The sequence below is a fragment of the Microbacterium sp. NPDC086615 genome, assembly GCF_040686055.1.
GTDB lineage: Bacteria > Actinomycetota > Actinomycetes > Actinomycetales > Microbacteriaceae > Microbacterium.
Genome location: NZ_JBFBJJ010000001.1, coordinates 348,407 through 371,103, shown reverse-complemented (window position 1 = coordinate 371,103; position 22,697 = coordinate 348,407). Strand labels below are relative to the sequence as shown.

The following is a 22,697-nucleotide window of genomic DNA, read 5'->3' as shown; positions in this document are numbered from 1 at the left end:
TCGTAGCGTCGACCCTACCACCGGGAGCGCTACCACGATCCCGGGTCACCATCCCCCCATCGGTGCGAGGTTGCACCGGTCCCATGAGGCAAGGAGGCCACATGACGGACAGAAGGATCGACCCCGCTCGCGGGGGCGGCGTCGACTACATCACGGTTGAGGAATCGCCCCGCTTCCGCGAGTTGAAGAAGCGCCAACGCAGCTTCATCTTCCCGCTCGCGGTCGCGTTCCTCGTCTGGTACTTCGTCTACGTGCTGCTGTCGTCGTTCGCCCCGGCGTTCATGGCGCAGCCCGTGTTCGGTGCGGTGACGGTCGGACTGCTGTTCGGCCTCGGGCAGTTCGTCACGACCTTCGCGATCACGATGGGATACGTCGCCTACGCGAACCGTCGGCTCGATCCCATCGCCGAAGAGCTGCGTGACGAGCTCGAGCGCACGGAGCGGGGGTCGAAGTGAACGAGGTCTTCGGCACCGTCCACGCCGCCGTTCAGACGGTCGAGAACAACCCGGTTCTGAACATCTCGATCTTCGGAGCCTTCGTCGCGGTGACGCTGTTCATCGTCATCCGTGCCAGCCGCAACAGCAAGACGGCGGCGGACTACTACGCCGCCGGGCGTTCGTTCACGGGGCCGCAGAACGGCTTCGCCATCGCGGGCGACTACCTGTCGGCGGCCTCCTTCCTGGGGATCGTCGGCGCGATCGCGATCAACGGGTACGACGGATTCCTCTACTCGATCGGCTTCCTCGTCGCGTGGTTGGTGGCGTTGCTGCTGGTGGCCGAGCTCATGCGCAACACCGGCAAGTTCACGATGGCCGACGTCCTCTCCTTCCGGCTGCGGGAGCGCCCGGTGCGGATGGCCGCGGCCATCACGACCCTCGCGGTGTGTTTCTTCTACCTGCTGGCGCAGATGGCGGGCGCCGGCGGACTCGTCTCGCTGCTCCTCGGCATCACCGAGCGTCTCGGGCAGTCCATCGTCGTCGCGGTCGTGGGCCTGCTCATGATCGTCTACGTGCTCATCGGCGGGATGAAGGGGACCACGTGGGTGCAGATCGTCAAGGCGTTCCTGCTGATCGGCGGCGCCGTCGTCATGACGATCTGGGTGCTCGCGATCAACGGGTTCAACCTCAACACGCTCCTCGAGGCCGCCGTCGCCGCATCGCCGAAGGGTGAGGCGGTGCTCGCTCCAGGTCTGCAGTACGGCAAGAACCCGTGGGACTTCATCTCCCTCGCGCTGGCGCTCGTGCTCGGCACTGCGGGTCTGCCGCACGTCTTGATGCGCTTCTACACGGTGCCCACGGCCAAAGAGGCACGCCGCTCGGTGGTCTGGGCCATCTGGCTCATTGGGCTGTTCTACATCCTCACCCTCGTGCTCGGTTACGGTGCGGGCGCCCTCGTCGGACCGGATGCCATCCTCGCGGCACCGGGAGGCGTCAACGCGGCTGCTCCACTGCTCGCCCTCGCCCTCGGCGGACCGATCCTGCTCGGGTTCATCTCGGCCGTGGCCTTCGCGACGATCCTCGCGGTGGTCGCCGGTCTGACCATCACCGCGGCTGCCTCTTTCGCTCACGACATCTACGCGAGCGTCGTGAAGAAGGGGGACGTTCCGCCCGACGGAGAGGTGAAGGTCGCGCGGCGCACCGTCATCGTCATCGGCGTCCTCGCGATTGTCGGAGGCATCGGGGTGCAGGGGCAGAACGTCGCCTTCCTGGTCGCCCTGGCCTTCGCCGTCGCGGCGTCCGCGAACCTCCCGACCATCCTCTACTCGCTCTTCTGGCGCCGTTTCACCACGCGCGGCGCAGTCTGGAGCATGTACGGCGGGCTCGGCTCGGCTCTCGTGCTGATCGTCCTGTCTCCGGTGTTCTGGGGCACGCCCACCAGCGTGTTCGTCAACACCGGCGTGGCGATCTGGCCGCTGAACAACCCGGGCATCGTGTCGATCCCGCTGGGGTTCCTCCTCGGATGGCTCGGGTCGATCACCTCGCGTCGCGCCGAGGACGCGCGCAAGGCCGCCGAGATGGACGTCCGCTCGCTCACCGGCTTCGGCGCCGAGAAGGCGTCCAGCCACTGACGATCCCGTTCGGATCGGGAGCGCCCGGTCTCGTCGGCACCAGCCGTCGGGCCGGGCGCTTCCCGTTTCGGCGGCAGCGCCCGGGTCCGTCGTGCGTGGCCTCCCTCGTCGCCGCGCCGGTGCACCGGGCCGCACGAGAGGACGTCACCCACCCCCGCGCAGTCCCTCACGGAGCACGACGTCATTCTCCAGCGACAGCAGGTACTCCTTGACCTCGGGGTGTCCGCCGTACTCGCCGATCGATCCGTCGGCGCGCACCACGCGGTGAACGGGGACGACGATCGAGAAGGGGCTCTTCGCGCACGCCGTCCCTACGGCCCGCGCTGCTCCGGGCGCACCCGCCAGGATTGCGACCTCGCCGTACGACGCCATCTCGCCGTAGGGGATCTTGACGGTGGCCTGGAGCGCCGTCCGCGTGAATCCCTGCACCAGTCGCCAGTCGAGCGCGACGTCGAAGTGTCGTCGCGCCCCGTCGAAGTACTCGTCGAGCTGCGTCCGCAGGTCGACGGCGCCCTCGGGTTCGGGTTCGGGGAGAACCCCGAGCCGCTGCGCGATCTGCGCCCGAGCGAGGTCCATCCCGTCGTGCGCGACGTCGAGCCGCACCAGGGCCTCATCGACGAAAGTGAGCAGGATCGGGCCGACAGGGCTGTCGTATTCCGTGCTGGTGACTGTGTTCATGTGCTCATCCTCGTGACCGGGCGGACCGTCCGTCGGGGCGGCGTCGCGAAAGGGGGACAGCCCGGCGATTCGGCATCCTGGGGAGGAAGAGCCGATCCGACGGCGTGTCGCGGATTCCCGCAAAACCCGCCCCGGCTACGCCCCATCCGGGAATGCCCGGCTTAGTCTGGCAGGTGTGTGGCGAGCTGAGGAGGACACCGTGAGCGGTGCCGACGGAGACGTTCCCTCGTCGACCGTCGATCCGGGCGAGCTGCGACTGTCGGAGCCCGGCATCGTGGTCCGCCACGTCGCCGACCCCGAGCGCGATCGCATCCGCGCCGAGGCGGCCGCCCTGGGTGGCCGATCCACGCTGCTGCGGTTCGACGACGCGCTCGACGCCGGCATCGATATCACGAAGGCTCACCCCGGGTCGCTGCCCCAGTTCATCACCGGTCGGGCGACGCTGCTCTCCAACCTCTTCCGCGACGAGGTGGCGCTGCGCACCGCGCGACTGGCGGCCGAGCGCATCACGGCGAAGAACGTCGAGCTGCGCACCGCGCGCGGCCTCGAGCCCGTCCATCTCGCCGTGGGTCTCGCCGCGTGGAAGATCGGGGGAGTGGAGTGGTCCTCGCCCGTTCTGCTCCGGCCCCTCGCGATCCGTCGCCACAACGGCGATTTCGAGCTGAAGCTGCACGGTGCTTTCGTGATGAACCCCGAGCTGGCCCGCGCATTCCGCAGCCACCTCGGTATCCACATCGACAGTGCCGCTCTCGCCGGCCTCGCCTACGACCAGGGCGTGTTCAAGCCGCAGCCGGTGATCGATCACATCCGTCGCCTGACCACGCACGTCCCGACGTTCGTGGTGCACCCGCGCTTGGTCATCTCGTCGTTCGCCGACGTGGGCTCGGGCATGGCCCGCGACACGCAGCATCTCGACGACACGCTCCTGAACGCCCTCGCCGGGCACCCGGACGACCGTGCGCGGATCACCGTGCGCCGCGAGGACCCCGTCATCGTCAGCCCCGACGAGCGCCCGCCGGCGTCCGACACCCTCCTGCTCGACGCGGACGCTGAGCAGGAACGCGTCCTCGCCCGAATCGCCGCAGGCCACTCGCTCGCCGTCCACACGCTCCCCGGCACCGGTGGTACCCAGACCGTGATCAACGCGGTGGGACAGCTGGTGCACGCCGGAAAGCGCGTCCTCGTCGTCAGCGCCCGCCGCTCCACGCTCGACGGCATCCGTCACCGCCTCGCCGGGGTCGGTCTCACGGGGCTCGCGGTCTCGCCGAACCACGTGCGCCGCGACCTGATCCGCGCGATCGGCCGCAACGAGAAGGCCGAACAGCCCAAGGTCGCCGAGATCGACGACGCGCTGCTCCGCCTGCGCACCGTCCTTCGCGACTACCGCTCGGCCGTGACGGAGCCGCACCTGGCGCTGGGGGTCTCGGCCCTCGACGTTCTGCGTGCGCTCACGGCTCTGGCATCCACCTCCCCGCCGCCGTCGACCGCCGCCCGCTTCGATCTGGCGACCATGGAACGACTCGCCGGGCGCCGCGATGCGGCCGCGCGGGCGCTGGCGATGGCCGCGCGTCTGGGCGAGTTCCGTTTCGGACCCGACGACTCCCCGTGGTACGGCGTGAGCTTCACGCGCACGGAAGACGCGAGAGCGGCGCACGACCTCGCCGGCAAGCTCCACACGAACGACGTACCGCGCCTCCTCGAGCGCGGATACGAGCTCATCGCGCAGACGCGCATGCGTCCGTTCCAGACGGTGTCCGAGCTCGGCGCGTACCTGAAGCTCCTTCAGGGCATCCGCGAGTCGCTCGACCGCTTCAGCCCGAGCGTCTTCGAGCGCCCGCTCGGCGAACTCATCGACGCCCACTCACCGCGTCGCGACGCGTCGCCGATGAGCGGCCCGAACCGCCGTCGCCTCAAGCGCCTGTCGAAGGAGTACGTGCGCCCCGGCGTCCACGTCACCGACATGTACGAAGCGCTCGTGCGGATCCAGCAGCAACGCACCGAGTGGCAGCGCGTCGTCGAGGCCGGCGTCACGCCCGAAGTGCCCCTGGGCCTCGCTGATGTGCACGTCGCCTGGCAGCGCGTCGACGCCCTGCTCGGCGAACTCGATCAGATCCTCGGCCGTCAGGGGTCGGAGCGCCTCGCGACCCTGCCGGTGCACGAGCTCGTGCGCACGCTCGCGGGTCTCGCCGCCGAGTCGACGTTCTTCGACAATCTCGTCGAACGTGCGCAGCTGCGCTCCGAGCTCGCCCGCCTCGGGCTCGAGCCGCTGCTGGTCGAGCTGTCGGTCCGCCACGTTCCCGAAGAGCGCGTGGGCAACGAACTCGAGTTCGCGTGGTGGCAGTCGGCGCTGGAGCACCTCTTGCGCACCGACCGCGCGCTGCTCGGCGCGAACACCGCCGTGGTCGATCGTCTCGAGCGCGACTTCCGTCTCGTCGACGAGGCGCACGCTGCCGCCGCGGGTCCGCTGCTGGCTGCCGAGCTGGCGAAGCAGTGGCGCATCGGCATCGTCGATCACCCCGACGAGGCCGCGGCGCTCAAGCGTTCTCTGAAGGACGGGTTGCACACCGCGACCGAGATCTCGGATGCCGCGCCGACCCTGCTGCGTACCCTCGCGCCCGTGTGGCTCGCTTCGCCGTACGAGGTTCCGGACGTGCCGACCGACCTCGCCTTCGACGTCGTTATCATCGCGGACGCCGCGGCCCTATGCCTCGCCGAGGCCGCCCCTGCCCTGCGTCGTGCCCGCCAGGTCGTGCTCTTCGGCGACCCGGTGGTGCAGAAGCCCACCCCCTTCCGCGTGAGCGCGTCGATCACGCCGGCGCCCGACGAGGCGGACGACGTGCCTTTCGACGAGGTCTCGGTCTTCGAGCGCATCGCCGAGCTCCTCCCCGTCGAGACGCTCACCCGCAGCTACCGCGCGGGCGGCGAAGATCTGGCGCAGCTCGTCAACGATGCGTTCTACGGCGGTGAGATCGTCTCCCTCCCGTGGGCCGGCTCGTACCTCGGCCGCGGCAGCCTCAGCGTCGACTACGTCGAGAACGGCGTGGGAGCCCCTCACCCGGTGAGCGGCGCCGTCGAGAGTCCGGATGCCGAGGTCGCCCGCGTCGTCAGCATCGTCATCGAGCACGCGGTCAACCGCGCGTCCGAATCGCTCATGGTCGTCACCGCGAGCCGCACCCACGCGGAGCGCGTGCGCGCCTCCGTCGAGGCGGCGCTCGCGGGCCGTTCCGACGTCGCAGCCTTCGTGTCTCGGGATGCCGCCGAACCCTTCGCCGTGCTCACTCTCGAGGAGTCCGTGGCCGAGAGCCGCGACCGCGTGGTGTTCTCGCTCGGTTTCGGTCTCACCCGTCACGGTCGCGTTCTGAGCGACTTCGGTGACCTGTCGACCCCCGACGGCGAACGCCTCCTGACGGTCGGCATGACCCGCGCGCGGCGCTCGATGGTCATCGTGTCGTCGATCCGCCCCTCGGCCTTCGACGACGGGCGCCTTGAGCACGGGGCCGCGACGCTGATGGGCATCCTCGGGTCGGTTGCGTCGCGCGGCCGCGAGAGCCGCCTCGAAGACCTCGCCGATCCGCTCACTCGCGCTTTGGCACGGGAGTTGCGCGCGCTCGGCGTCGAGGTCGACCTCGACTACCGGGGACTCCTCCCGCTCGTGGCCCGCCACGGCGGAAAGGCCGTCGTCGCCGAGAGCGACCCCGAGACCATCGGCGAGTCCCTGCGCGAGACGCTCCGGCTGCGTCCGCAGATCCTGCGTCGTCTCGGTTGGCACTACGTGCGCGTGCACGCGTTCGATCTGTACAGCGACCCCGCGGGAGTGGCATCCCGGATCGCCGAACTGCTCGGCGTCGCACCCGACGACCCCGCCGACTCCGGGACCACCACCGAGCCCCTCGACCTGCCCGGTTGAACGTGATGAGCACGACCCCGGATGCCACGGGTACCGCGGGCGATCCGGACCCGGAGCTCCCGCGCGACAACGCTGCATCGCACGAGGAACGTCAGCCGGTGATCCGGATCCCCGGCGCGCGCCGTGCGCGGCTGCTGCCGGCACCGGGCACGACGGCGGAACCCGCCCCCGCGGACGACCCGCACCGGGGTGGAGGGCCGGGGCCGGTGGCATCAGGTCCGAATGACGACCGCATGCTGCGCGACGTTCCCCCGCACTACTGACGAACGGGCCCGCGCCGATGCCGGCGCGAGCCCGTTCGTCGAGGCGGTCAGGCCTTGTTCTGGCGCTCCAGGAGGTCGCGGATCTGCACGAGGAGCTCCTGCTCGGTGGGGAGCTTGGGCTCTTCGGATGCCGCGTCGGTGACGCCGGCGCGGGCGGCGGCGCGCTCCTTCCAGCGGTTCATCGGGAAGACGAACACGAAGTACACGATCGCGGCGACCGCGAGGAAGTTGATGACGGCGACGAGGATCGATCCGAACTCGAACGTCGCGATGCCGCCGAAGATCGTCGGAACCGAGAGGTTGAGGTTCGTCAGATCGCCGATCTGGAACACGAATCCGATGAGCGGATTGATGAAGCCCTGGACGATTGCGTTGACGATCGCGGTGAAGGCTGCACCGATGACGACGGCGACCGCGAGATCGATCACGTTGCCGCGGAGGATGAACTCTTTGAATCCCTTGATCACGTTTGGTCTCCTGGGGGGTCGAGGGTCTGCTGGCGAGGGGCGACGCGTCAGGACGACGACGAAGCCGTCGAAGTCGATGATGACGAGGTCGACGACGATCCGCCACCGCTTGCGCCGGTCGAGCTCGACGAGCCGCTCGACGACCCGCTGCTGGACGAGCTGCTCGACGAGCTCCGGGAGTCGGTGCGGTAGAAGCCCGACCCGTTGAACGTCACGCCGATCGACCCGTATTGCTTGCGGAGGTCTCCGCCGCACTCGGGGCATTCGGTGAGGGCCGCGTCGGAGAACGACTGGACGGCGTCGAAACGGTGTCCGCACTGCTTGCAGGCATACGAGTAGGTGGGCATGGTGCTTCTTTCGGGTGTCAGGCGGGGGAGGCGGCGATACGCACCGTGCGCGTCGGGGTCACGATGCCCGAGACGGGCTGGTCGTGCACGTCGCGCGGAACGTCGTCGACGAATTCGGAGTCGAAGATGACGGCGTAGACGGGAGGGCACTTCTCCATCGAGCCGAGGGTCTTGTCGAAGTAGCCCCGGCCCCAGCCGAGGCGCATGCCGCGCCGGTCGACCGCCGCCGCGGGGATGACGAGAAGATCGACGTCGTTCACGGCGATCGGTCCGAGCACGTCGCCGACGGGCTCGGGGAGGCCGAACAGTCCCTCGGCGATGTCGGCGTCGGGCGTGGCGACCGCCCAATCGAGCAGCCCGTCTTCGCGCGTGATCGGAAGAAGGACCCGGATGCCGCGCGCCACCGCACCGGCGACGAAGGCATGCGTGCCGGGTTCGGTGGTCGTGGACAGAAAACACGAAATGCTGCGTGCGCCGAGCCTTTCGACCAGGGCGTCGAGCTGTTCTTTGACGCCGTCCTCGGCGATTTCGCGCGCGTGCGCAGAAATGATCTGGCGTCGTTCGCGAAGATCGGCGCGTAATGCGCGCTTGGCCTGCTCGATGCTGTCGGGCATGCAGTAAGTGTAAGTGCGCGTCCCGTCACGCCGCCGTCACAGGAGACCAGTAGGGTATGCCCATGCCTCATAAGCCCTTCAAGGCCGTCATTCCGGCCGCAGGACTCGGTACGCGCTTCCTTCCGGCCACCAAGGCCATGCCGAAGGAGATGCTGCCGGTCGTCGACAAGCCGGCCATTCAGTACGTCGTCGAAGAGGCCACCGGCGCCGGTATCGACGATGTCCTGATCATCATCGGCCGCAACAAGAACAACATCGCCAATCACTTCGACTCGATGCCCGAGCTCGAGGCGAAGCTCCGCGAAAAGGGCGACAGCGACAAGCTCGCCAAGGTCGAGCACTCCTCCGACCTCGCCGATGTGCACATGGTGCGCCAGGGCGAGCCCAAGGGCCTCGGTCACGCCGTTCTTCGCGCGCGCAGCCACGTGGGCGACCACCCCTTCGCGGTCCTTCTCGGCGACGACCTCATCGACGAGCGCGACCCGCTGCTCACGACGATGATGGAGCAATACGACAAGCGCAACGCGACCGTCATCGCTCTGATGGAGGTCGACCCCGAGCACATCCACCTCTACGGCGTCGCCGCGGTCGAGCCCACCGAAGAGGACGGTGTGGTCAAGGTCACCCAGCTCGTCGAGAAGCCGAAGGCCGAGGACGCTCCCTCCAACCTGGCCATCATCGGCCGCTACGTGCTCGGACCCGACGTGTTCGACATCCTGGAGCACACCGAACCCGGCAAGGGTGGCGAGATCCAGCTGACCGACGCGCTCGAAGAGCTCGCCAACGGCGGCGGCGACGGTGGGGGCGTGTACGGCGTGGTGTTCCGCGGCCGTCGCTACGACACCGGCGACCGCGTCGACTACATCAAGGCGATCGTCCAGCTCGCCGCGGACCGCGACGACCTGGGCCCGGCGCTGCGTCCGTGGTTCAAGGAGTTCGCGGCGGGTCTCTGACCCCATGGATCTCTCCGTCCCACGACGGCACGGCGAGGTGTCGATCCGTCTCATCCGCAACCGCGATGCGCGCGTCCTTCAGCAGCAGCTGATCGACAACCGCTCGTGGTTGCGGCCGTGGGAGGCCACGAGCCCCGATGGTCCGGTGTCGTTCGACATGCGCCTCGGCATTCGGCGGCTCATGCAGCAATACCGCGACGGCGTCGGCGTTCCCTTCGTCATGGAGTGGAACGACGAGGTCGCCGGTCAGCTGAACGTGTGGGGTGTCTCGCGCGGCTCGCTCGCGTCCGCGACGATCGGGTATTGGGTGGCGGAGCCGTACGCCGGACGCAACATCACCACGATCAGCGTCGCGCTGGCCACCGACATCTGCTTCACCTCGCTGAACCTGCACCGGGTCGAGATCTGCATCCGTCCCGAGAACCACGCGAGCCTGCGGGTCGTCGAGAAGCTCGGGTTCCGGTACGAGGGGCTGCGCCGTCGATACATCCACATCGACGGTGATTGGCGCGACCACTACGCCTTCGCGCTCGTGCGCGAGGAGGTCCCGCACGGTGTGCTCGACCGCTACGAGCGCGGCCAGGTGCCGCCGGACGCCGCCCGCGTCCCTCCCGCCGACCGGCTCTAGTCTTTCGGTCGCTCCCGACCACTCGCGCCCGCGCCCGCGTGGCGAGACTGCATCGCGCTGACATTCCCACTGCAGGCTGCAATGGAGATGTCAGCTGGATGCAGTCTGGGCTGGTCGGCGGAGATCGCGCGGTCAGCGACGACACGCGCGGGGATGCCGAGCTGTGACCGTCCCGTGACCTACCGTGTTCACATGGGTGGACAGGTTCTCGGTGGCGGGGTGATCGTCTTCGTGGCGGTCGCGCTGTGGCTCGTCTATCTTCTGCCGTCATGGCAGAGCCGACACCGGTTCACCTCGGCCGAGCGCAACGCCGTCCGCCTCAACCAGGCGCTCCGCGTACTCGCCGAGACGGCGGAGACGCCCCGTGAGGTCCACCTCGAACTCACCGCGCGGACGGCGCACCAGCAGCAGAAGATCGCGCGTCAGGTGCAGGCCAAGAAGGCCGAGATCGAGCTCGCCGAGGCGAAGGCCCGACTCGAGGTCGCCCGCCTCGAGAACGCCCGCGACCGTGATCTCGTGAAAGAGCAGCGCGCTGCCGCCCTCGAACTCGCGCGGGCGGAACGCGCCGCCGCCGTGCACGTCGCTCGTGCCGAGCGCGCCGCGGCTCTCGAGAAGGCCCGTGCCGAACGCGAGGTGGCCATCGAGCGTGCCCGCGCCGAGCGCGCCGCGGCGGTCGCCCACCCCGAAGCGCGTCGTGCCAAGGCGCGCCGCCGCTTTCGCCTCGCCACGTCGGTATTCGCCCTCGCCGGCCTGATCGCGGCCGTTGCCGGAACCGTGATGGTCGTCGCCGGTGGGGGACCTGTTCTCCTCATCGCGGGTTCGACTGGGGTCGTGGCGTCCGTTCTCCTTCTCCGTCGTCTCGCGGTCGTGGCCTCTCGGGGCGTCGCTCGCCCGGCGGTCGTCGCCGAGGAACGCGTGGCAGCGGTGGTGCAGGACTTCGCTCCGGCGGCTCCTGCTCCGCGTCAGACCTGGACGCCGCGCGAGCTCCCGCGGCCGCTCGTCGCCTCGGCCGGCTCGCGCGCTGCGGCTGTCGTCGACGAACAGCTCGCCCGCGAGGCCCTGCGTGCCGCCGCCCGCGAAGAGGCCGCCCGCGAGATCGCCGCTGCCCAGGCTCCGACCCCGATCGAGACCGCGCGTCCGGCGGCTGCTCCCTCGCCGTACGCGGCGATGGGATACGTCGACGACACCGAGATCGAGGACCACGTTCGCCGACTGCTCGAGCGTCGCGCGTCGGGTCAGTGACAGGCCGCATGCCGCCCTCGGCATGACGCGCCCGGGCGGTCGGCTCCGCGCGGGCGTCGGGCTCGCGGCGTGATAGTGTTGTGGAGTTGTCCGGGCCTGTGGCGCAGTTGGTAGCGCGCCTCGTTCGCATCGAGGAGGTCAGGGGTTCGAATCCCCTCAGGTCCACCAGATAGCCAAGAAGAACCCCGCTCCGGCGGGGGTCTTTCTCGTTGCGAGGAACGCGGCTGCCGGCCTTCGTGTCTCAGGCTCTATTGCCTTCCGCCCACCCACCCGGCGCCGCGATGTTGAACATCCACGCCACGCCCCACGGGTCGATGATCTCGCCGTAGAGGTCGCCCCAGACCTGCTTCTCGAGAGGCTGGGTGACCTGGGCGCCGCGGTCGACGAAGCGGTCGTAGAAGCCCCGGACACGGTCCGTCTCGTCGCTCATGAAAGCGGCGTGCATGCGGCTCTTACCCCAGCCCTCGGCGGGTTCCTCGAAGCCGTCGGCGCCCATGATCGTGAAGCCGTCGGCCGAGAGCTCGGAGTGCATGACTCCGTCGGCGGGAGCGTCCGGGATGCCGAAGTCGGCGAAGGTGTTGATCGACAGCTCGCCGCCGAACACCGATTGGTAGAAGGTCATCGCCTCGCGGGCGGCACCGGCGAACGAGACGTAGACAACGAGGGAGGTCGACATCGAGGCATCCTTCTGCGTGGGGGATTCGCCCTCACGATAGACCTCCCGCGTTCGCCGCCGGAAGACCCCGATATGCTCGGGCAAAGCCCGCTCGCCCCTCAGGGAGAAGCCCATGATCCTCGCCCACGACGTGTCGGGTTCCGGCCCGCTGCTGGTCCTCCTGCACGGCATCACCGAGGATCGGCGCAGCTGGGATCCGGTCGATCTGACGCGGAGCTTCACGGTGGTCCGGGTCGACATGCGGGGGCACGGTGCGTCGGCGGCTGAGGAGCCGTACGACATCCCGACGCTCGCGGCCGACGTGCACGAGACGCTTGCGCAGCTCGCCGAGAACGACGTCATCCCCGCAGAGCTGCCGGTGGTCGTCGGCCACTCGATGGGTGGCATCGTCGCGACGGCCTACGGAGCGCTCTTTCCCGCCCGCGCGGTGGTCAACGTCGACCAGCCCCTGCAGCTGGCCGGGATGCAGGGGCAGGTGCAGCAGGCCGAGGAGATGCTCCGCGGCGACGGCTTCCCGCTGTTCATCCAGGCGATGTTCGCGCAGATGGCGGGCGGCCTGGATGCCGACGAGATGGCGCGGGTCGATGGCATCCGGTCCCCGAAGCAGGACGTGGTGCTCGGGATGTGGCAGCCGCTGCTCGAGGACTCTCCCGAGAAGCTGTCGGAACTCGTGACCAGCCTGACCAGGATCCCTGCCGACGTCCCGTACCTCGTGATCACCGGGCTCGATGCGGGTCCCGAGTACGCGGCGTGGCTGCAGCAGGAGATCCCGCACACCGTGCACGAGGTATGGCAGCCGCCCACCCACTACCCGCACCTCGTGGACCCGCAGCGCTTCGTGGCACGGGTCGAAGAGTTCGTCAGCTGAGAGCGGCGGGCCCGCCCCCGAGAGGGTGCGGGCCCGCCGTGTGGGGCGTTGCGTGCCCGCGGGGAGTCAGTGCGCCACGACGGGCTCGGCGGCTCCATCGGTCGGGGTCGGGCGCTCCGCGAGCAACGCCGCCGTCTCTGAGCGGGTGCGGAACAGCAGTCCCGCCACGACGGCGCCGACGGCGAAGATCCCGGTGGCCCACCAGTACACGGTGGAGTAACTGGCCACCGCGGCACTTGCGATGACCTCGGGCGAGGCAGGTGCGTGGGCGGTGATGTAGTCGGTCGCGGCGGCGGCGGCGATCGTGTTCAACATCGCCGTGCCGATCGAGCCGCCGACCTGCTGGCTCGTGTTCACGAGCGCCGACGCCACGCCTGCGAAGTGCCGGTCGACCCCGAGGGTGGCGGTCTGCATGGAGCCGGGCATGATCGTGCCCATCGCGCTTCCCATGACGACGAGCGCCGGCAGCACGTTCGCGACGTACGAGCTGTCCAGGTCGAGCCGCGTGAGGAGGAGCATGCCGAGCACCCCGAGCGTCATCCCGATCGTCACCATGATCTTCGGCCCGAAGCGCGGCAGGAAGACGTTCGTCGACAGCTGGGCCGCGAGAACGAGCATCACGATCATGGGCAGGAATGCGAGACCGGTCTGGATCGGGCTGAACGCCAGCGAGACCTGCAGGAAGTAGGTCACGAAGAGAAAGATGCCGAACATGCCGGCACCGGCCACGAGGATCGAAATGTAGGCGGCGGCGCGATTGCGATCGCGCAGCACCTGCAACGGAAGGAGGGGGTGGGCGGCGCGGCTCTGCCACGCCACGAAGGCGGCGAGCAGGACGGCGGCGGCGATCAGAGTGCCCCAGGCCAGGGGAGACTCCCACCCGTCGGTCTCGGCGTTCGCGAAGCCGAACACGACCCCGAACAGGCCGGCCGAGACGAGCAGCGTGCCGGGCACGTCGAGCCGCGGTCGCGGCCCGTGACGCTCGATGCGCGGGACGAAGACCAGCACGCCGATCACCGCCACGGCGGCGATGACGACGTTGATGTAGAGGTTCCAGCGCCAGTCGAGCTTCTCGGTCAGCACGCCGCCGAGCAGGAGACCGACGGCACCGCCGGCGCCGGCGATCGCCCCGAACACGCCGAACGCGCGGGCGCGCTCCTTCGGCACGGTGAATGTCGTCGTGAGGACAGCCAGCGCGGTCGGGGCCAGCAGTGCCCCGAAGGCGCCTTGGAGAGCCCGGGCGGCGACCAGCGTGGCGAAGTCGGGTGCCGCTCCGGCCCACGCCGACGCCACCGCGAAACCGATGAGGCCGACGACGAAGGTGAGCTTGCGCCCGATCAGGTCGGAGAGCCGGCCACCGAGCAGCAGCAGGCTGCCGAAGGCGAGCGAGTAGGCCGTTATGACCCACTGCCGATCGCCGTTCGAGAATTCGAGATCGGCTTGGGCGGCGGGCAGCGCGATGTTCACGATGGTCGCGTCGAGGACGACCATGAGCTGGGCGAGGCCGACGATGACGAGCGTCAGCCAACGGCGGCGCGAGGGCGGCACCGAGGTCGAGGAGGAGGTCATGGGCGACACCATATACGGAACTGAGCAGTTCCGGAAACAGCCAGTTCCGAAATTCATCCGGTCCGCTTAGACTGAGGGCTCGGCGGGATCGCCGGAAGAGACGAAGAAGGGGGTCGGCTGCGATGACGCCGCTGGAGCTCATCGACGCAGAAGCCGTCGACACTGCCGACGAGCAGTCCGGACCGGGGCGCAAGCGCGATCGATCACGGGATGCCGAGATCCTCGACGCCGCGCTCGACGTCCTCGCCGAGACGGGGTACGACGGAATGACCATCGACATGGTCGCCGCCCGCGCGCGAGCGGGGAAGGCCACCGTCTATCGTCGCTGGGCGTCCAAGGAGGAGCTCGTCCTCGACGCCGTGGCGTGCATGAAGCGCGATGATCTCCGTGCGCGCGACGTGCCCGACACGGGAACGCTCCGCGGAGATCTCGTCGCGATGGTCAAGCCGCTCTCGATCGAGGAGGGGGAGAAGAAGCTCCAGGTCATGGCGGGCATCGTGTCGATGCTCTCGCGCTCGCCCGAGCTCGCCGATGCGGCGCAGACGGCGCTCGTCGCTCCTCGTCTGGAGCTCAACAAGATGCTCATCCGTCGCGCGATCGAGCGCGGCGAGGTCCCGGCCGACCGGGACGTCGACATGATCGCCTCCGTCGGCTCGGCGATGATCTGCTATCGCACTCTCATGCAACGCACGCCGATCACCCCGGAGTACGTGATCTCGGTCATCGACGACGTCATCCTGCCCGCTCTGGGCGTGACTCGCGCGACCTGAGCAGGCGTCGGGGCGACGGCCGTCGTGTCGTGACGTCCGCCGCCCCCGTCCGGTCAGCTGGCGCAGCCGCGGATGCCGGTGCGCACGACGATGGTCACGCCTTCGCGCGGAACTCCTCTTCCAGGCGACGCGCGCTGGTGATCAGATCCACACCGTCCGGGCCCCAGAGCAGCTTCATGATGCGGGCCTCGCTGTCCGGGCTCTGGATGGCGCGGATGTCGCCTTCACGCGCGCGGATCGCGTCGCCGGAGGCGTCGACCTGCTCGCGCGTCCGGCCGGCCGCCAGCTGCAGTTTCTCGGGGAGGATGGCCGGCATGACGTCGTGCCAGTCGTTGTAGGTCTCGGCGAGGACGTCCGTGGCGAGTGCGTGGCTCGGATGCCAGTTCGTTTCCGCCACCTGACGGTACTGCAGCATCATGTCGACGCCCGTTTCGAGATCACGGAAAACGCTCTCGCGGTGGCCGAAGTAGGGCGAGTACTTCTCGTAGAGCGCGTCGAGGTCGGCCATGCTGTGCGGGATCTCCGACTCCTCGGCGCCCACGAGCCGGAGGTACGGCGCCATCTCGGCGACGTACTGGTCACGCTCTTCCGGTGAGAGCGGGCGCGGCGGTTCGTCTCCGTGCCAGGCGAGACTTTCGTACGCAAGGAGCATCGCGTGCATCTCCGTGATCGCGGCCCACATGGCGTCGCGGGGTTCGGCTGCGGCATACCCGCCGAGCGACGCGTCGTCGGGATCGATCACCGGACCCTGCACGTGGCCGTGGATACGGTGCAGGTGGGTCGCCATCCGCGTCGCGGTCTCGGTGTCGCCCAGCCACATCGGTGCGTGCATCCCCGAATTGCGCTGGAACCGCTCGAAGAAGTCGAACCAGGTGAACTTGCCGGAGCGCGCGCGCCGGGAGATGGGGTCGGCGTCTCGGATCCCCGCGGTGATGGGCTTGTAGAGGAACTGCAGGACGGCTTGGGCGGGACTCTCGAACACGATGATCGCGGGATGCAGAACCACCTTCCACGTGACCGACCCCGGGCCGAACAGCCCATAGTCCACGGATCCGTCGAGCGCGAGAGAGTGGCCCGCCGGCACGACGTCGCCGAACCGTCGCCATCTCGCGATGTCGCCCCACAGAAGCTCCTCGGTGAGGACGAACGGTGCGTTCGCTGAGCCTGCCGGCGGGAGGGTGGTGGTCATCTGGGACTCCTTCGTCACTTACGTACGGATATCGTACGTAAGTGACGTTAGACCCATCCCCTCGTCCATGCAACGGTCGGCCCGTCCCCGGGATCGCCGTCGGTATCGTGGACCGCGTGGCGGAGACTCGACAGCGAACCGGCCGCCCTCGTGACCCCGAGATCAACGCGAGGGTGTTGATGGCGGCGCAGCGCGTCTATGCCGCATCGGGTCGAGCGGGTCTCACGTTCGACGCCGTCGCCCGCGAGTCAGGCGTCGGTAAACCCGCGATCTACCGCCGATGGTCCTCGGCGGACGAGCTGCTGGACGAAGCTCTGCGTTCGCACGTGCTCGAGCCCGCCCAGACGGACGGGACGGACATCCGCGGTCACCTTCGCGAGATCGCTCTCTCGGTGCTGCGACTCATGTTCTCCGACCAGGGCAGTTTCGTCCTGCGCGTGAGCGCTGAACGCGCCTCGCAGCCCGCCGTCTTCGACCAGTACTTCGAACGACTGCGTACGGTCATCCACGTCGGCAATCGCGGCCTGGTGCAGGCGGCCATTGAGCGAGGCGAACTGTCGGATCGATGCGACGCCGACGTGCTGCTGCAGGCGATCACGGGTTCGGCGCTGGTGGGAACCCTGATGGGCTTCGCGCCGTCTCCGTTCGACGACCCGCTCGCCGCCGAGAGCTACTGCGAGCGCGTCGTCGATCAGGCCCTTCGCGGAGCCGGCCCCTCGTCGGCCTGACGTCGGCACTGAGATCGCCCGGCCCCGACCCGGCGCCGGGCGAACGGCATCCGCCCCTCTACGCCCCCTGGAACCACCGCAACTGAACGAGCAGGCCCGGCGCGTTGGCGTCGAAGCGTTTGCCGCCGAGCACGACGCCGGCCGCCAGCACCGCGACGCCGAGCACCGGCCCGACGACGAACGCGATCCACCCCGCGAGACTCGACCCGGCGAACGTGGCGATCATGGCGGGGATCACCGTCGGCAGTCCGATGACCGCGACGAGGGCCCAGCACAGGAAGAACGTCAGGAACATCGAGAACGACGAGCCCGGCACGCGCTTGAACGGCGAATCGCCGGGCGCCGGGGTCGGGACGACGAGGAACGCCGAGCTCACCGCGCTGATGCCGAAGCCGATGAGCGTCAAGCCGAGCGAGGCGCCGAGCACCGGCGGCAGGAGATCCCACCGTCCCGAGATCGCGAGAGTGACGATGTCGGCGGCGACGACGAGCGGAACAGCGACGCTTGCGGTGCCCAGCGTGCGCCCGAGTCGATCCGCACGGCCGCGGATACCGGTCTGCATGACGGTCGCGAAAGCCGTGCCGTCGTACGAGATGTCGGAATAGGGGAGGACGCCCGCGAAGAAGCCGACCAACAGGCCCGACAGCGCGAAGAACGGAGTGCTCACATCCCACTGCGAATAGAGCAGAACGATGATCGGGGCGAAGGGGATGAGCAGCAGCTGCCGGATGTAACGCAGGTCGCGGGTCCACGACGTGAGCGAGCGGGCCCAGGTCGCGCCGACCGGGTTCGACGGCATGATGCCGAACCAGCCGAGCGAGCCGGTCTTGCGCTTCGTCGTCGACCGCGCGGGCGGGGCGATGACGGACGCCGACAGGTTGCGGAACCACAGCACCCACAGCACGGCGAGAGTCGCGACGGCGATCACGAACTTCAGGATCGCGGTCAGCCACGAGCCGGTCGCGAGGTCTCCCGGCACGGCCCAGGCGGCGCCGATCGGCGTCCACGAGATGGCGCCGACGAGCGTCTGCAGCTGCAATCCCTGCTCGGTGGCGGACTGCACCGCGTTCAGGATGCCGATGAGGATCGGGCTCGCGAAGATCACCAGCGCGAAAGCGACGAGGCCGATCAGCTCCTTCGTGCGCCGGCCGCCGCCGATTCCGGATGCCAGCGCCGTCACGGCGCGCGAGGCGACGACGCAGATCAGCACGCCGATCGGGACGCACACGATCGCGGCGATCGCGGCAACCGGCTCATGCACCCACACGAGGAAGGTGAGCAGACTCGCGACGACGGTCGCGAGGCCACCGACGCCGGTGAGCCCGCCCGCGGTGATCGCGATCATCATCTGCGTGGTGGTCATGGGGAAGGGTGCGAGCTTCGCGGGATCCAGCGTCGTGTCGACGCCGGTCGCGAAGATCGGACCGACGACCCACCCGAGGATCAGCACGGCCCCGGCTCCCGTGACGGCGGCACGGGCCGTGTCGAAGTCGAGCGTGCCGACGAAGAACAACCCGACCGCCGCGAACAGCAGCATCCAGAGCGCGCCGATCACGCCGAAGATGAACCCGACCAACTGCATCGGGCTGCGCGCGAGGGTATTGCCGAGGACGCGGAAACGGATCCTCAGGACTGTCGCAACCACTGCGGCCCCTCCGCGTGGTGGCGGCCGCCGACGAGCTCGACGAACCGGTCCTGAAGCGTCTTCCCGGCGCGCACCTCATCGACGGTTCCGGATGCCAGCAGCCGGCCCTGCGCGATGACGGCAACGTGATCGCACATGCGCTGCACGAGGTCCATCGAGTGGCTCGAGACGATGACCGTGCCCCCGGACGCGGTGTAGCCGCGGAGGATGTCCTCGATGTTCGCCGCCGACACGGGGTCGACCGACTCGAAGGGCTCGTCGAGCACCAGCAGACGCGGCGCGTGGACGAGGGCGCACGCGAGCGCGACCTTCTTGGTCATGCCCGCGGAGTAGTCGACGACGGGCGTGCCGGCGGCCTCGGTCAGGTCCATGATGCGCAGGAGGTCGGCCGTGCGCGTGGCGACCTCGTCGCGCGTGAGGCCGAACATCATGCCCGTGTAGGTCACGAGCTGTTCGCCGGTGAGGCGGTCGAAGAGCCGCACCCCGTCGGCGAGGTTGCCGATCAGCTTCTTGGCTTCGACCGGCTGCGCCCACACGTCGACGCCGTGGATGTGAACCGTTCCGGCGTCGGGGCGCAGCAGTCCCGTCGCCATCGAGAGCGTCGTCGTCTTCCCGGCGCCGTTCGGACCGACCAGGCCGTAGAACGACCCCGCGGGGACGCGGAGGTCGAGACCGGCGACGGCGACCTTCTCGCCGAACCGCTTCACGAGGCCCGTGATGTCCATCGCGGGGAGCGAATCGGTGGGCGTCGGGGGAGCGACCCCGTCGGGCAGGGCGGAGGGCGGCGGCACGGCGCTCGAGGAGTCGGTCACGTTCCGAACCTATCGGGCGCTCCGCCGCGCCGCGAGGCTCCGGCGCGGACGTCAGTAGCGGATCGCGTCGATCACCTTGACCCGCACCGCGACGAGGGCCGGCAGCAGGCCCGCCAACGCCCCCACCGCGGTGGCCGCGACGAGACCGACGATCGCGGCGTCCACGGGGAAGGGCGGGAAGTCGCTGACCATGCCCTGACCGACGAGGTCGCGCATCGCCGGGGACTGCACGATCAGGATCGCCGCCACCACGCCGAGGGCGCCCGCGACGACCGTGGCGACCACGCTCTCCATCATCACGGCGAAGAAGACCCGACCCGCCGTCGCTCCGAAGCTGCGTCGGATCCCGATCTCGCGCACTCGCTGCTTGACCGTGACTAGGGCGATGTTGACCAGGCCCAGCGCGCCGAGCAGGAGGACGAGCACCGCGATGCCGATCACGACGAGCTTCGTCACCAGGAACGGATCGTTGCCGTATTGCGCCCAGTCCTGCCGCGAGACGTTCACCTCGGTGCCGTCGCCGAGGGCCGCCTGCAGGTCGCGCGTGACGGCCGCTGTGAGGGCGTCCGCGAGTTCGGGCGGTACCCACATCTCGTACTGGCTCTGCGGTGCTCCTCCGCCGCCGTACGGGTCCGCGGCCGCGGCGGCCGACCCGCGTTCACCGGTGGCGGCCTTCTGCATCGCCTCCGCGTGCCGCGCGAGCATGATCATCGTCGGCTCGGTCTCCCACGTGCTGGCGGGAGTCACCCCGACGACCACCGCGAGCGTGCCGCCGGCGGGGATTCCGGATGCCGCGCCCGGGACGCCGTCGCCGCCGAGGGCCACCACGGGGTGGCTTTCGAGCGGTGGCCGGCCCATGCGGTCCCAGAAGACCTCGTTCACGATGATCCGCGGCGCGAGCTGTTGCTCGTCGGTCGGCGAGAACCACGAGCCCTCGGTGAGTTGGACGCGGTGCATCTCTCCGAAAGGCTGGTCAACGGCCTGCGTTCCGACCTGGACCGCGCCCGTCGCGAACGGGACCATCTGGACGGTGTTCTGCACACGCGACGCGTAGGAGATGTCGTAGCGCTCGAGGACCTTGCTCCACGCGGCATCCATGTCCGCCGGGTCGATCGCCCCATCCAGACGGAACGCGGAGACGTAAAGCGTGGCTGGCCTGCCGCCCTGACGTTCGCTGAGCTCCTGGTTCGCCTGCTGCACGATCGCGCCGAGGGCGACCACCGTGGTCAGCGAGCACACGGCCACGGCGACGCCGATGAGCGAAAGGAGCACGCGCGTGCGGTGCACGCGTACCTCCTGCCAGGCCTCGAGCAGAGCGCCGACGAAGCCGGTGAGCCCGCGCATCAGGCGTCCTTCCGATCATCGGCGAACAGGTCGAGCACGTCGGCTTCATCCTCAGCCGCCTCACCGCTCGGCTCGACCGGCGCCATCTCGCGGATCTCGCGGCGCGTGAGCGGCTCGAAGGCGGGATCGTCGACGGGCGTCAGGATGCCGCGATCCAGGCGGAAGTGCCGGCGCGCGCGCCGCGCGATCATCGGGTCGTGCGTGATGACGACCTGCGCCGCGCCGGTGCGCTCGGCGACGTCGTCGATGAGCTCCATGACGCTCTGGCCGGTGTCGAGGTCGAGGGCACCCGTGGGCTCGTCGGCCAGGATCAGGCGCGGCCCGCGCACGAGGGAACGGGCGATCGCGACGCGCTGCTGCTCTCCGCCGGACAGGCGGTCGGGCATGCTGTTCAGCCGGTGCCCGAGACCGACCAGCTCGAGCATCTCGGCCGCGATCCGTTTGCGCCGCCAGAACGTCCGTCCCGACGAGTAGAGCAACGGCATCGTGACGTTCTCGAGTGCCGTGCGTCCCGCGAGGAGGTTGAACTGCTGGAAGACGAAGCCGATCGACGCGCCGCGCAGTCGATCGCGTCGGGCGCTCGAGTAGCTCTTCACCGGGCGATCGTCGAAGCTGATCACGCCGCTGGTGGGAAGGTCGAGCAGACCGAGCAGGTTCAGCAGAGTGGACTTCCCCGAGCCGGAGCGGCCGACGATCGACACGTGGTCGCCCGGTTCGATGGTGAGGTTCACCCCGGAGAGGATCGTCAGGGCGGGCTGATCCGGAGGGATCACGGTGCGGGTGACGTCCTCGAGTCGGAGGAGGCTCACGACGCCGGTACCGACTCGCAGAACATCGTGCCGTCGGGGTACGTGGTGCAGTTGTCTCCCGCACCCGATCCCGCCATCGCCCCGGGGGCGAACTCGAGCACCTCTTCGCCCTCGGTCAATCCCTGCGTGATCTCGACCTGGGTCCCGTCCGTCAGGCCGAGGGCGACGGGGCGCTCCTCGGTCGCGCCGTCGGCCGTCGACACCCAGACCGTGCCGCTCTGGGCGGCGCCCCGGACGGCGGTGGTCGGGACGACGAGCACGTTCTCGGCCTTGCCGCCGGCGATGGTCATCTCGGCCGCGAGCCCGGCGAACACGGTGACGTCGCCGGGGACGGCGCACGTCACGGTCGTCCCTGAGCCGCCGCCCGAGGAGGAGGTGCCGCCGCTCGTCGACTCCCCATCGCCGGAGCTTCCCGCGAGAGGCGTGACCAGGCGGAGGTTCGTACACGTGAAGGGTGCGGGCCCGCCGGTGATGGCGACCGAGGCTTCGGTGGGGCGGTTGAGCAGGCGGTACTGCTGCGCGGCCTCGAGCGTCCCCGTCACCGAGAACGTCGGGGGAGCGACGTTCCCCGCCGCCATGCCGACCGTGACGTCCTGACCCTCGAGCACGGCGAGCGAACTGAGCGTTCCACCCGCGGGCGCCGTCACGTCTTCGTAGCGGAAGATCGCGGGCTTCGGCTTGCCCTCCTCGTCCACGCTGTCGGCGGGATCGCGCTCGATCGGGACCTTGACGTTGAAGATCACGTCGCCCTGATTGACCGCAGATCCCTGCGTGATGAAGATCCTGTTGACGACCCCGCCGGCGGTGGACTTCACCGGAACCGCCGGGTCAGCCGCCACGGCGGCGGTGACGACGACGTCGTTCGTGATCGTCCCGAGCGCTGCCGGAATGCGCGGCTCGACGATCGCGCCTGTCGGCTCGGCGGGAGACGCGTCGGCCGGCCGATCCGGGAAGAACGCCAGCTTGATCAGAGCGGCCGCGACCAGCGCGACCAGAAGCAGACGCAGAATCGGGAAAACCCAGGTGCGTGCGATCCCCATGAAACCCCCCGGAGCGGTGATCGTCGTCGACGGACGCTTCTCACCCTAGGGGGAGGGGCATATCGCGCACGTATCGCCTG

Annotated in this window: 22 protein-coding genes and 1 tRNA gene; 11 read left to right on the top strand and 12 right to left on the bottom strand. The window is 69.4% G+C overall.

The features are described 5' to 3' along the window. The first annotated feature begins 101 nt into the window (after nt 1–101). Complete coding sequence (locus AB0O24_RS01735; protein ID WP_275797705.1) at nt 102–455, top strand: DUF485 domain-containing protein; 354 nt, start codon at nt 102–104, stop codon at nt 453–455. Beyond that, nucleotides 452–2,068 carry a cation acetate symporter gene (locus AB0O24_RS01730; protein WP_363372096.1) on the top strand — a complete coding sequence of 539 codons (1,617 nt, stop codon included), beginning with the start codon at nt 452–454 and terminating at the stop codon, nt 2,066–2,068. The genes AB0O24_RS01735 and AB0O24_RS01730 overlap by 4 nt, the downstream gene beginning before the upstream one ends. A gap of 144 nt (nt 2,069–2,212) precedes the next feature. On the opposite strand, the gene AB0O24_RS01725 is transcribed toward AB0O24_RS01730, so the two are convergent. Then, nucleotides 2,213–2,746 carry a methylated-DNA--[protein]-cysteine S-methyltransferase gene (locus AB0O24_RS01725; protein ID WP_363372093.1) on the bottom strand — a complete coding sequence of 178 codons (534 nt, stop codon included), beginning with the start codon at nt 2,744–2,746 and terminating at the stop codon, nt 2,213–2,215. 199 nt (nt 2,747–2,945) lie between these two features. On the opposite strand from AB0O24_RS01725, the gene AB0O24_RS01720 reads away from it, so the two are divergent. Both AB0O24_RS01720 and AB0O24_RS01715 read left to right on the top strand, forming a co-directional pair. Further along, a complete protein-coding gene (locus tag AB0O24_RS01720; RefSeq protein ID WP_363372090.1) occupies nt 2,946–6,653 on the top strand; it encodes an AAA family ATPase in 3,708 nt (1,235 codons plus the stop codon). A 5-nt stretch (nt 6,654–6,658) separates the two neighbouring features. Beyond that, nucleotides 6,659–6,916, top strand: coding sequence for a hypothetical protein (locus AB0O24_RS01715; protein WP_363372087.1), 258 nt, complete (start codon nt 6,659–6,661; stop codon nt 6,914–6,916). A gap of 47 nt (nt 6,917–6,963) precedes the next feature. On the opposite strand, the gene mscL is transcribed toward AB0O24_RS01715, so the two are convergent. The 3 genes from mscL to AB0O24_RS01700 are packed head-to-tail and all read right to left on the bottom strand — an operon-like array spanning nt 6,964 to nt 8,344. Continuing rightward, the gene (gene mscL / locus AB0O24_RS01710; RefSeq protein WP_058595036.1) at nt 6,964–7,383 is read right to left on the bottom strand and encodes a large conductance mechanosensitive channel protein MscL; all 420 of its coding nucleotides are present in this window, start codon (nt 7,381–7,383) and stop codon (nt 6,964–6,966) included. Nucleotides 7,384–7,430: 47 nt separating this feature from the next. Beyond that, the gene (locus tag AB0O24_RS01705) at nt 7,431–7,730 is read right to left on the bottom strand and encodes an FmdB family zinc ribbon protein (protein WP_363372083.1); all 300 of its coding nucleotides are present in this window, start codon (nt 7,728–7,730) and stop codon (nt 7,431–7,433) included. 17 nt (nt 7,731–7,747) lie between these two features. Then, nucleotides 7,748–8,344, bottom strand: coding sequence for a 5-formyltetrahydrofolate cyclo-ligase (locus AB0O24_RS01700; RefSeq protein ID WP_363372080.1), 597 nt, complete (start codon nt 8,342–8,344; stop codon nt 7,748–7,750). A 62-nt stretch (nt 8,345–8,406) separates the two neighbouring features. On the opposite strand from AB0O24_RS01700, the gene galU reads away from it, so the two are divergent. From galU to AB0O24_RS01680, 4 genes are all read left to right on the top strand, one after another. Beyond that, nucleotides 8,407–9,297 carry a UTP--glucose-1-phosphate uridylyltransferase GalU gene (gene galU, locus AB0O24_RS01695; RefSeq protein ID WP_058595103.1) on the top strand — a complete coding sequence of 297 codons (891 nt, stop codon included), beginning with the start codon at nt 8,407–8,409 and terminating at the stop codon, nt 9,295–9,297. Between the two features lie 4 nt (nt 9,298–9,301). After that, complete coding sequence (locus tag AB0O24_RS01690; protein WP_275801035.1) at nt 9,302–9,925, top strand: GNAT family protein; 624 nt, start codon at nt 9,302–9,304, stop codon at nt 9,923–9,925. Nucleotides 9,926–10,117: 192 nt separating this feature from the next. Beyond that, entirely contained in the window at nt 10,118–11,167 is a 1,050-nt protein-coding gene (locus AB0O24_RS01685) for a hypothetical protein (RefSeq protein ID WP_058627547.1), read from the top strand. 92 nt (nt 11,168–11,259) lie between these two features. Then, nucleotides 11,260–11,335, top strand: a tRNA-Ala gene (locus AB0O24_RS01680). Between the two features lie 73 nt (nt 11,336–11,408). On the opposite strand, the gene AB0O24_RS01675 is transcribed toward AB0O24_RS01680, so the two are convergent. Continuing rightward, complete coding sequence (locus AB0O24_RS01675) at nt 11,409–11,843, bottom strand: VOC family protein (protein WP_363372076.1); 435 nt, start codon at nt 11,841–11,843, stop codon at nt 11,409–11,411. A 112-nt stretch (nt 11,844–11,955) separates the two neighbouring features. Between AB0O24_RS01675 and AB0O24_RS01670 the strand changes: the two genes are divergently transcribed. Then, complete coding sequence (locus AB0O24_RS01670; RefSeq protein WP_363372073.1) at nt 11,956–12,711, top strand: alpha/beta hydrolase; 756 nt, start codon at nt 11,956–11,958, stop codon at nt 12,709–12,711. A gap of 66 nt (nt 12,712–12,777) precedes the next feature. Here the strand turns inward: AB0O24_RS01670 and AB0O24_RS01665 are convergent, their stop codons facing one another. Beyond that, complete coding sequence (locus AB0O24_RS01665) at nt 12,778–14,280, bottom strand: MFS transporter (protein WP_363372069.1); 1,503 nt, start codon at nt 14,278–14,280, stop codon at nt 12,778–12,780. A gap of 122 nt (nt 14,281–14,402) precedes the next feature. Between AB0O24_RS01665 and AB0O24_RS01660 the strand changes: the two genes are divergently transcribed. Continuing rightward, nucleotides 14,403–15,050 carry a TetR/AcrR family transcriptional regulator gene (locus tag AB0O24_RS01660; RefSeq protein ID WP_363372066.1) on the top strand — a complete coding sequence of 216 codons (648 nt, stop codon included), beginning with the start codon at nt 14,403–14,405 and terminating at the stop codon, nt 15,048–15,050. A 94-nt stretch (nt 15,051–15,144) separates the two neighbouring features. On the opposite strand, the gene AB0O24_RS01655 is transcribed toward AB0O24_RS01660, so the two are convergent. Next, nucleotides 15,145–16,239 carry an oxygenase MpaB family protein gene (locus tag AB0O24_RS01655; RefSeq protein WP_275799715.1) on the bottom strand — a complete coding sequence of 365 codons (1,095 nt, stop codon included), beginning with the start codon at nt 16,237–16,239 and terminating at the stop codon, nt 15,145–15,147. Nucleotides 16,240–16,355: 116 nt separating this feature from the next. On the opposite strand from AB0O24_RS01655, the gene AB0O24_RS01650 reads away from it, so the two are divergent. After that, nucleotides 16,356–16,967: a TetR/AcrR family transcriptional regulator gene (locus AB0O24_RS01650; protein WP_307385671.1), complete on the top strand. Its 612-nt coding sequence runs from the start codon at nt 16,356–16,358 to the stop codon at nt 16,965–16,967. Between the two features lie 58 nt (nt 16,968–17,025). On the opposite strand, the gene AB0O24_RS01645 is transcribed toward AB0O24_RS01650, so the two are convergent. The 5 genes from AB0O24_RS01645 to AB0O24_RS01625 all read right to left on the bottom strand — a co-directional run bounded on the left by AB0O24_RS01645 (nt 17,026) and on the right by AB0O24_RS01625 (nt 22,617). After that, nucleotides 17,026–18,612 (bottom strand): hypothetical protein, encoded by a 1,587-nt coding sequence (locus tag AB0O24_RS01645; protein WP_363372062.1) that lies wholly within the window; start codon nt 18,610–18,612, stop codon nt 17,026–17,028. Then, nucleotides 18,594–19,337 carry an ABC transporter ATP-binding protein gene (locus AB0O24_RS01640; protein ID WP_058614160.1) on the bottom strand — a complete coding sequence of 248 codons (744 nt, stop codon included), beginning with the start codon at nt 19,335–19,337 and terminating at the stop codon, nt 18,594–18,596. The genes AB0O24_RS01645 and AB0O24_RS01640 overlap by 19 nt, the downstream gene beginning before the upstream one ends. A 138-nt stretch (nt 19,338–19,475) precedes the next feature. Beyond that, a complete protein-coding gene (locus AB0O24_RS01635) occupies nt 19,476–20,768 on the bottom strand; it encodes an ABC transporter permease (RefSeq protein WP_363372060.1) in 1,293 nt (430 codons plus the stop codon). Further along, the gene (locus AB0O24_RS01630) at nt 20,768–21,577 is read right to left on the bottom strand and encodes an ABC transporter ATP-binding protein (RefSeq protein WP_363372058.1); all 810 of its coding nucleotides are present in this window, start codon (nt 21,575–21,577) and stop codon (nt 20,768–20,770) included. Before AB0O24_RS01630 ends, AB0O24_RS01635 begins: the two co-directional genes overlap by 1 nt. Beyond that, nucleotides 21,574–22,617 (bottom strand): efflux RND transporter periplasmic adaptor subunit, encoded by a 1,044-nt coding sequence (locus tag AB0O24_RS01625; protein WP_363372056.1) that lies wholly within the window; start codon nt 22,615–22,617, stop codon nt 21,574–21,576. The genes AB0O24_RS01630 and AB0O24_RS01625 overlap by 4 nt, the downstream gene beginning before the upstream one ends. Between the last annotated feature and the right edge of the window lie 80 nt (nt 22,618–22,697).

Bases quoted from the DNA above. Each gene is read 5' to 3' on its own strand.
- AB0O24_RS01735 (WP_275797705.1), top strand. From the start codon at position 102: ATGACGGACAGAAGGATCGACCCCGCTCGCGGGGGCGGCGTCGACTAC.
- AB0O24_RS01725 (WP_363372093.1), bottom strand. From the start codon at position 2,746: ATGAACACAGTCACCAGCACGGAATACGACAGCCCTGTCGGCCCGATC.
- AB0O24_RS01715 (WP_363372087.1), top strand. From the start codon at position 6,659: ATGAGCACGACCCCGGATGCCACGGGTACCGCGGGCGATCCGGACCCG.
- AB0O24_RS01705 (WP_363372083.1), bottom strand. From the start codon at position 7,730: ATGCCCACCTACTCGTATGCCTGCAAGCAGTGCGGACACCGTTTCGAC.
- AB0O24_RS01700 (WP_363372080.1), bottom strand. From the start codon at position 8,344: ATGCCCGACAGCATCGAGCAGGCCAAGCGCGCATTACGCGCCGATCTT.
- galU (WP_058595103.1), top strand. From the start codon at position 8,407: ATGCCTCATAAGCCCTTCAAGGCCGTCATTCCGGCCGCAGGACTCGGT.
- AB0O24_RS01690 (WP_275801035.1), top strand. From the start codon at position 9,302: ATGGATCTCTCCGTCCCACGACGGCACGGCGAGGTGTCGATCCGTCTC.
- AB0O24_RS01685 (WP_058627547.1), top strand. From the start codon at position 10,118: ATGGGTGGACAGGTTCTCGGTGGCGGGGTGATCGTCTTCGTGGCGGTC.
- AB0O24_RS01675 (WP_363372076.1), bottom strand. From the start codon at position 11,843: ATGTCGACCTCCCTCGTTGTCTACGTCTCGTTCGCCGGTGCCGCCCGC.
- AB0O24_RS01670 (WP_363372073.1), top strand. From the start codon at position 11,956: ATGATCCTCGCCCACGACGTGTCGGGTTCCGGCCCGCTGCTGGTCCTC.
- AB0O24_RS01665 (WP_363372069.1), bottom strand. From the start codon at position 14,280: ATGACCTCCTCCTCGACCTCGGTGCCGCCCTCGCGCCGCCGTTGGCTG.
- AB0O24_RS01660 (WP_363372066.1), top strand. From the start codon at position 14,403: ATGACGCCGCTGGAGCTCATCGACGCAGAAGCCGTCGACACTGCCGAC.
- AB0O24_RS01655 (WP_275799715.1), bottom strand. From the start codon at position 16,239: ATGACCACCACCCTCCCGCCGGCAGGCTCAGCGAACGCACCGTTCGTC.
- AB0O24_RS01640 (WP_058614160.1), bottom strand. From the start codon at position 19,337: ATGGACATCACGGGCCTCGTGAAGCGGTTCGGCGAGAAGGTCGCCGTC.
- AB0O24_RS01635 (WP_363372060.1), bottom strand. From the start codon at position 20,768: ATGCGCGGGCTCACCGGCTTCGTCGGCGCTCTGCTCGAGGCCTGGCAG.
- AB0O24_RS01625 (WP_363372056.1), bottom strand. From the start codon at position 22,617: ATGGGGATCGCACGCACCTGGGTTTTCCCGATTCTGCGTCTGCTTCTG.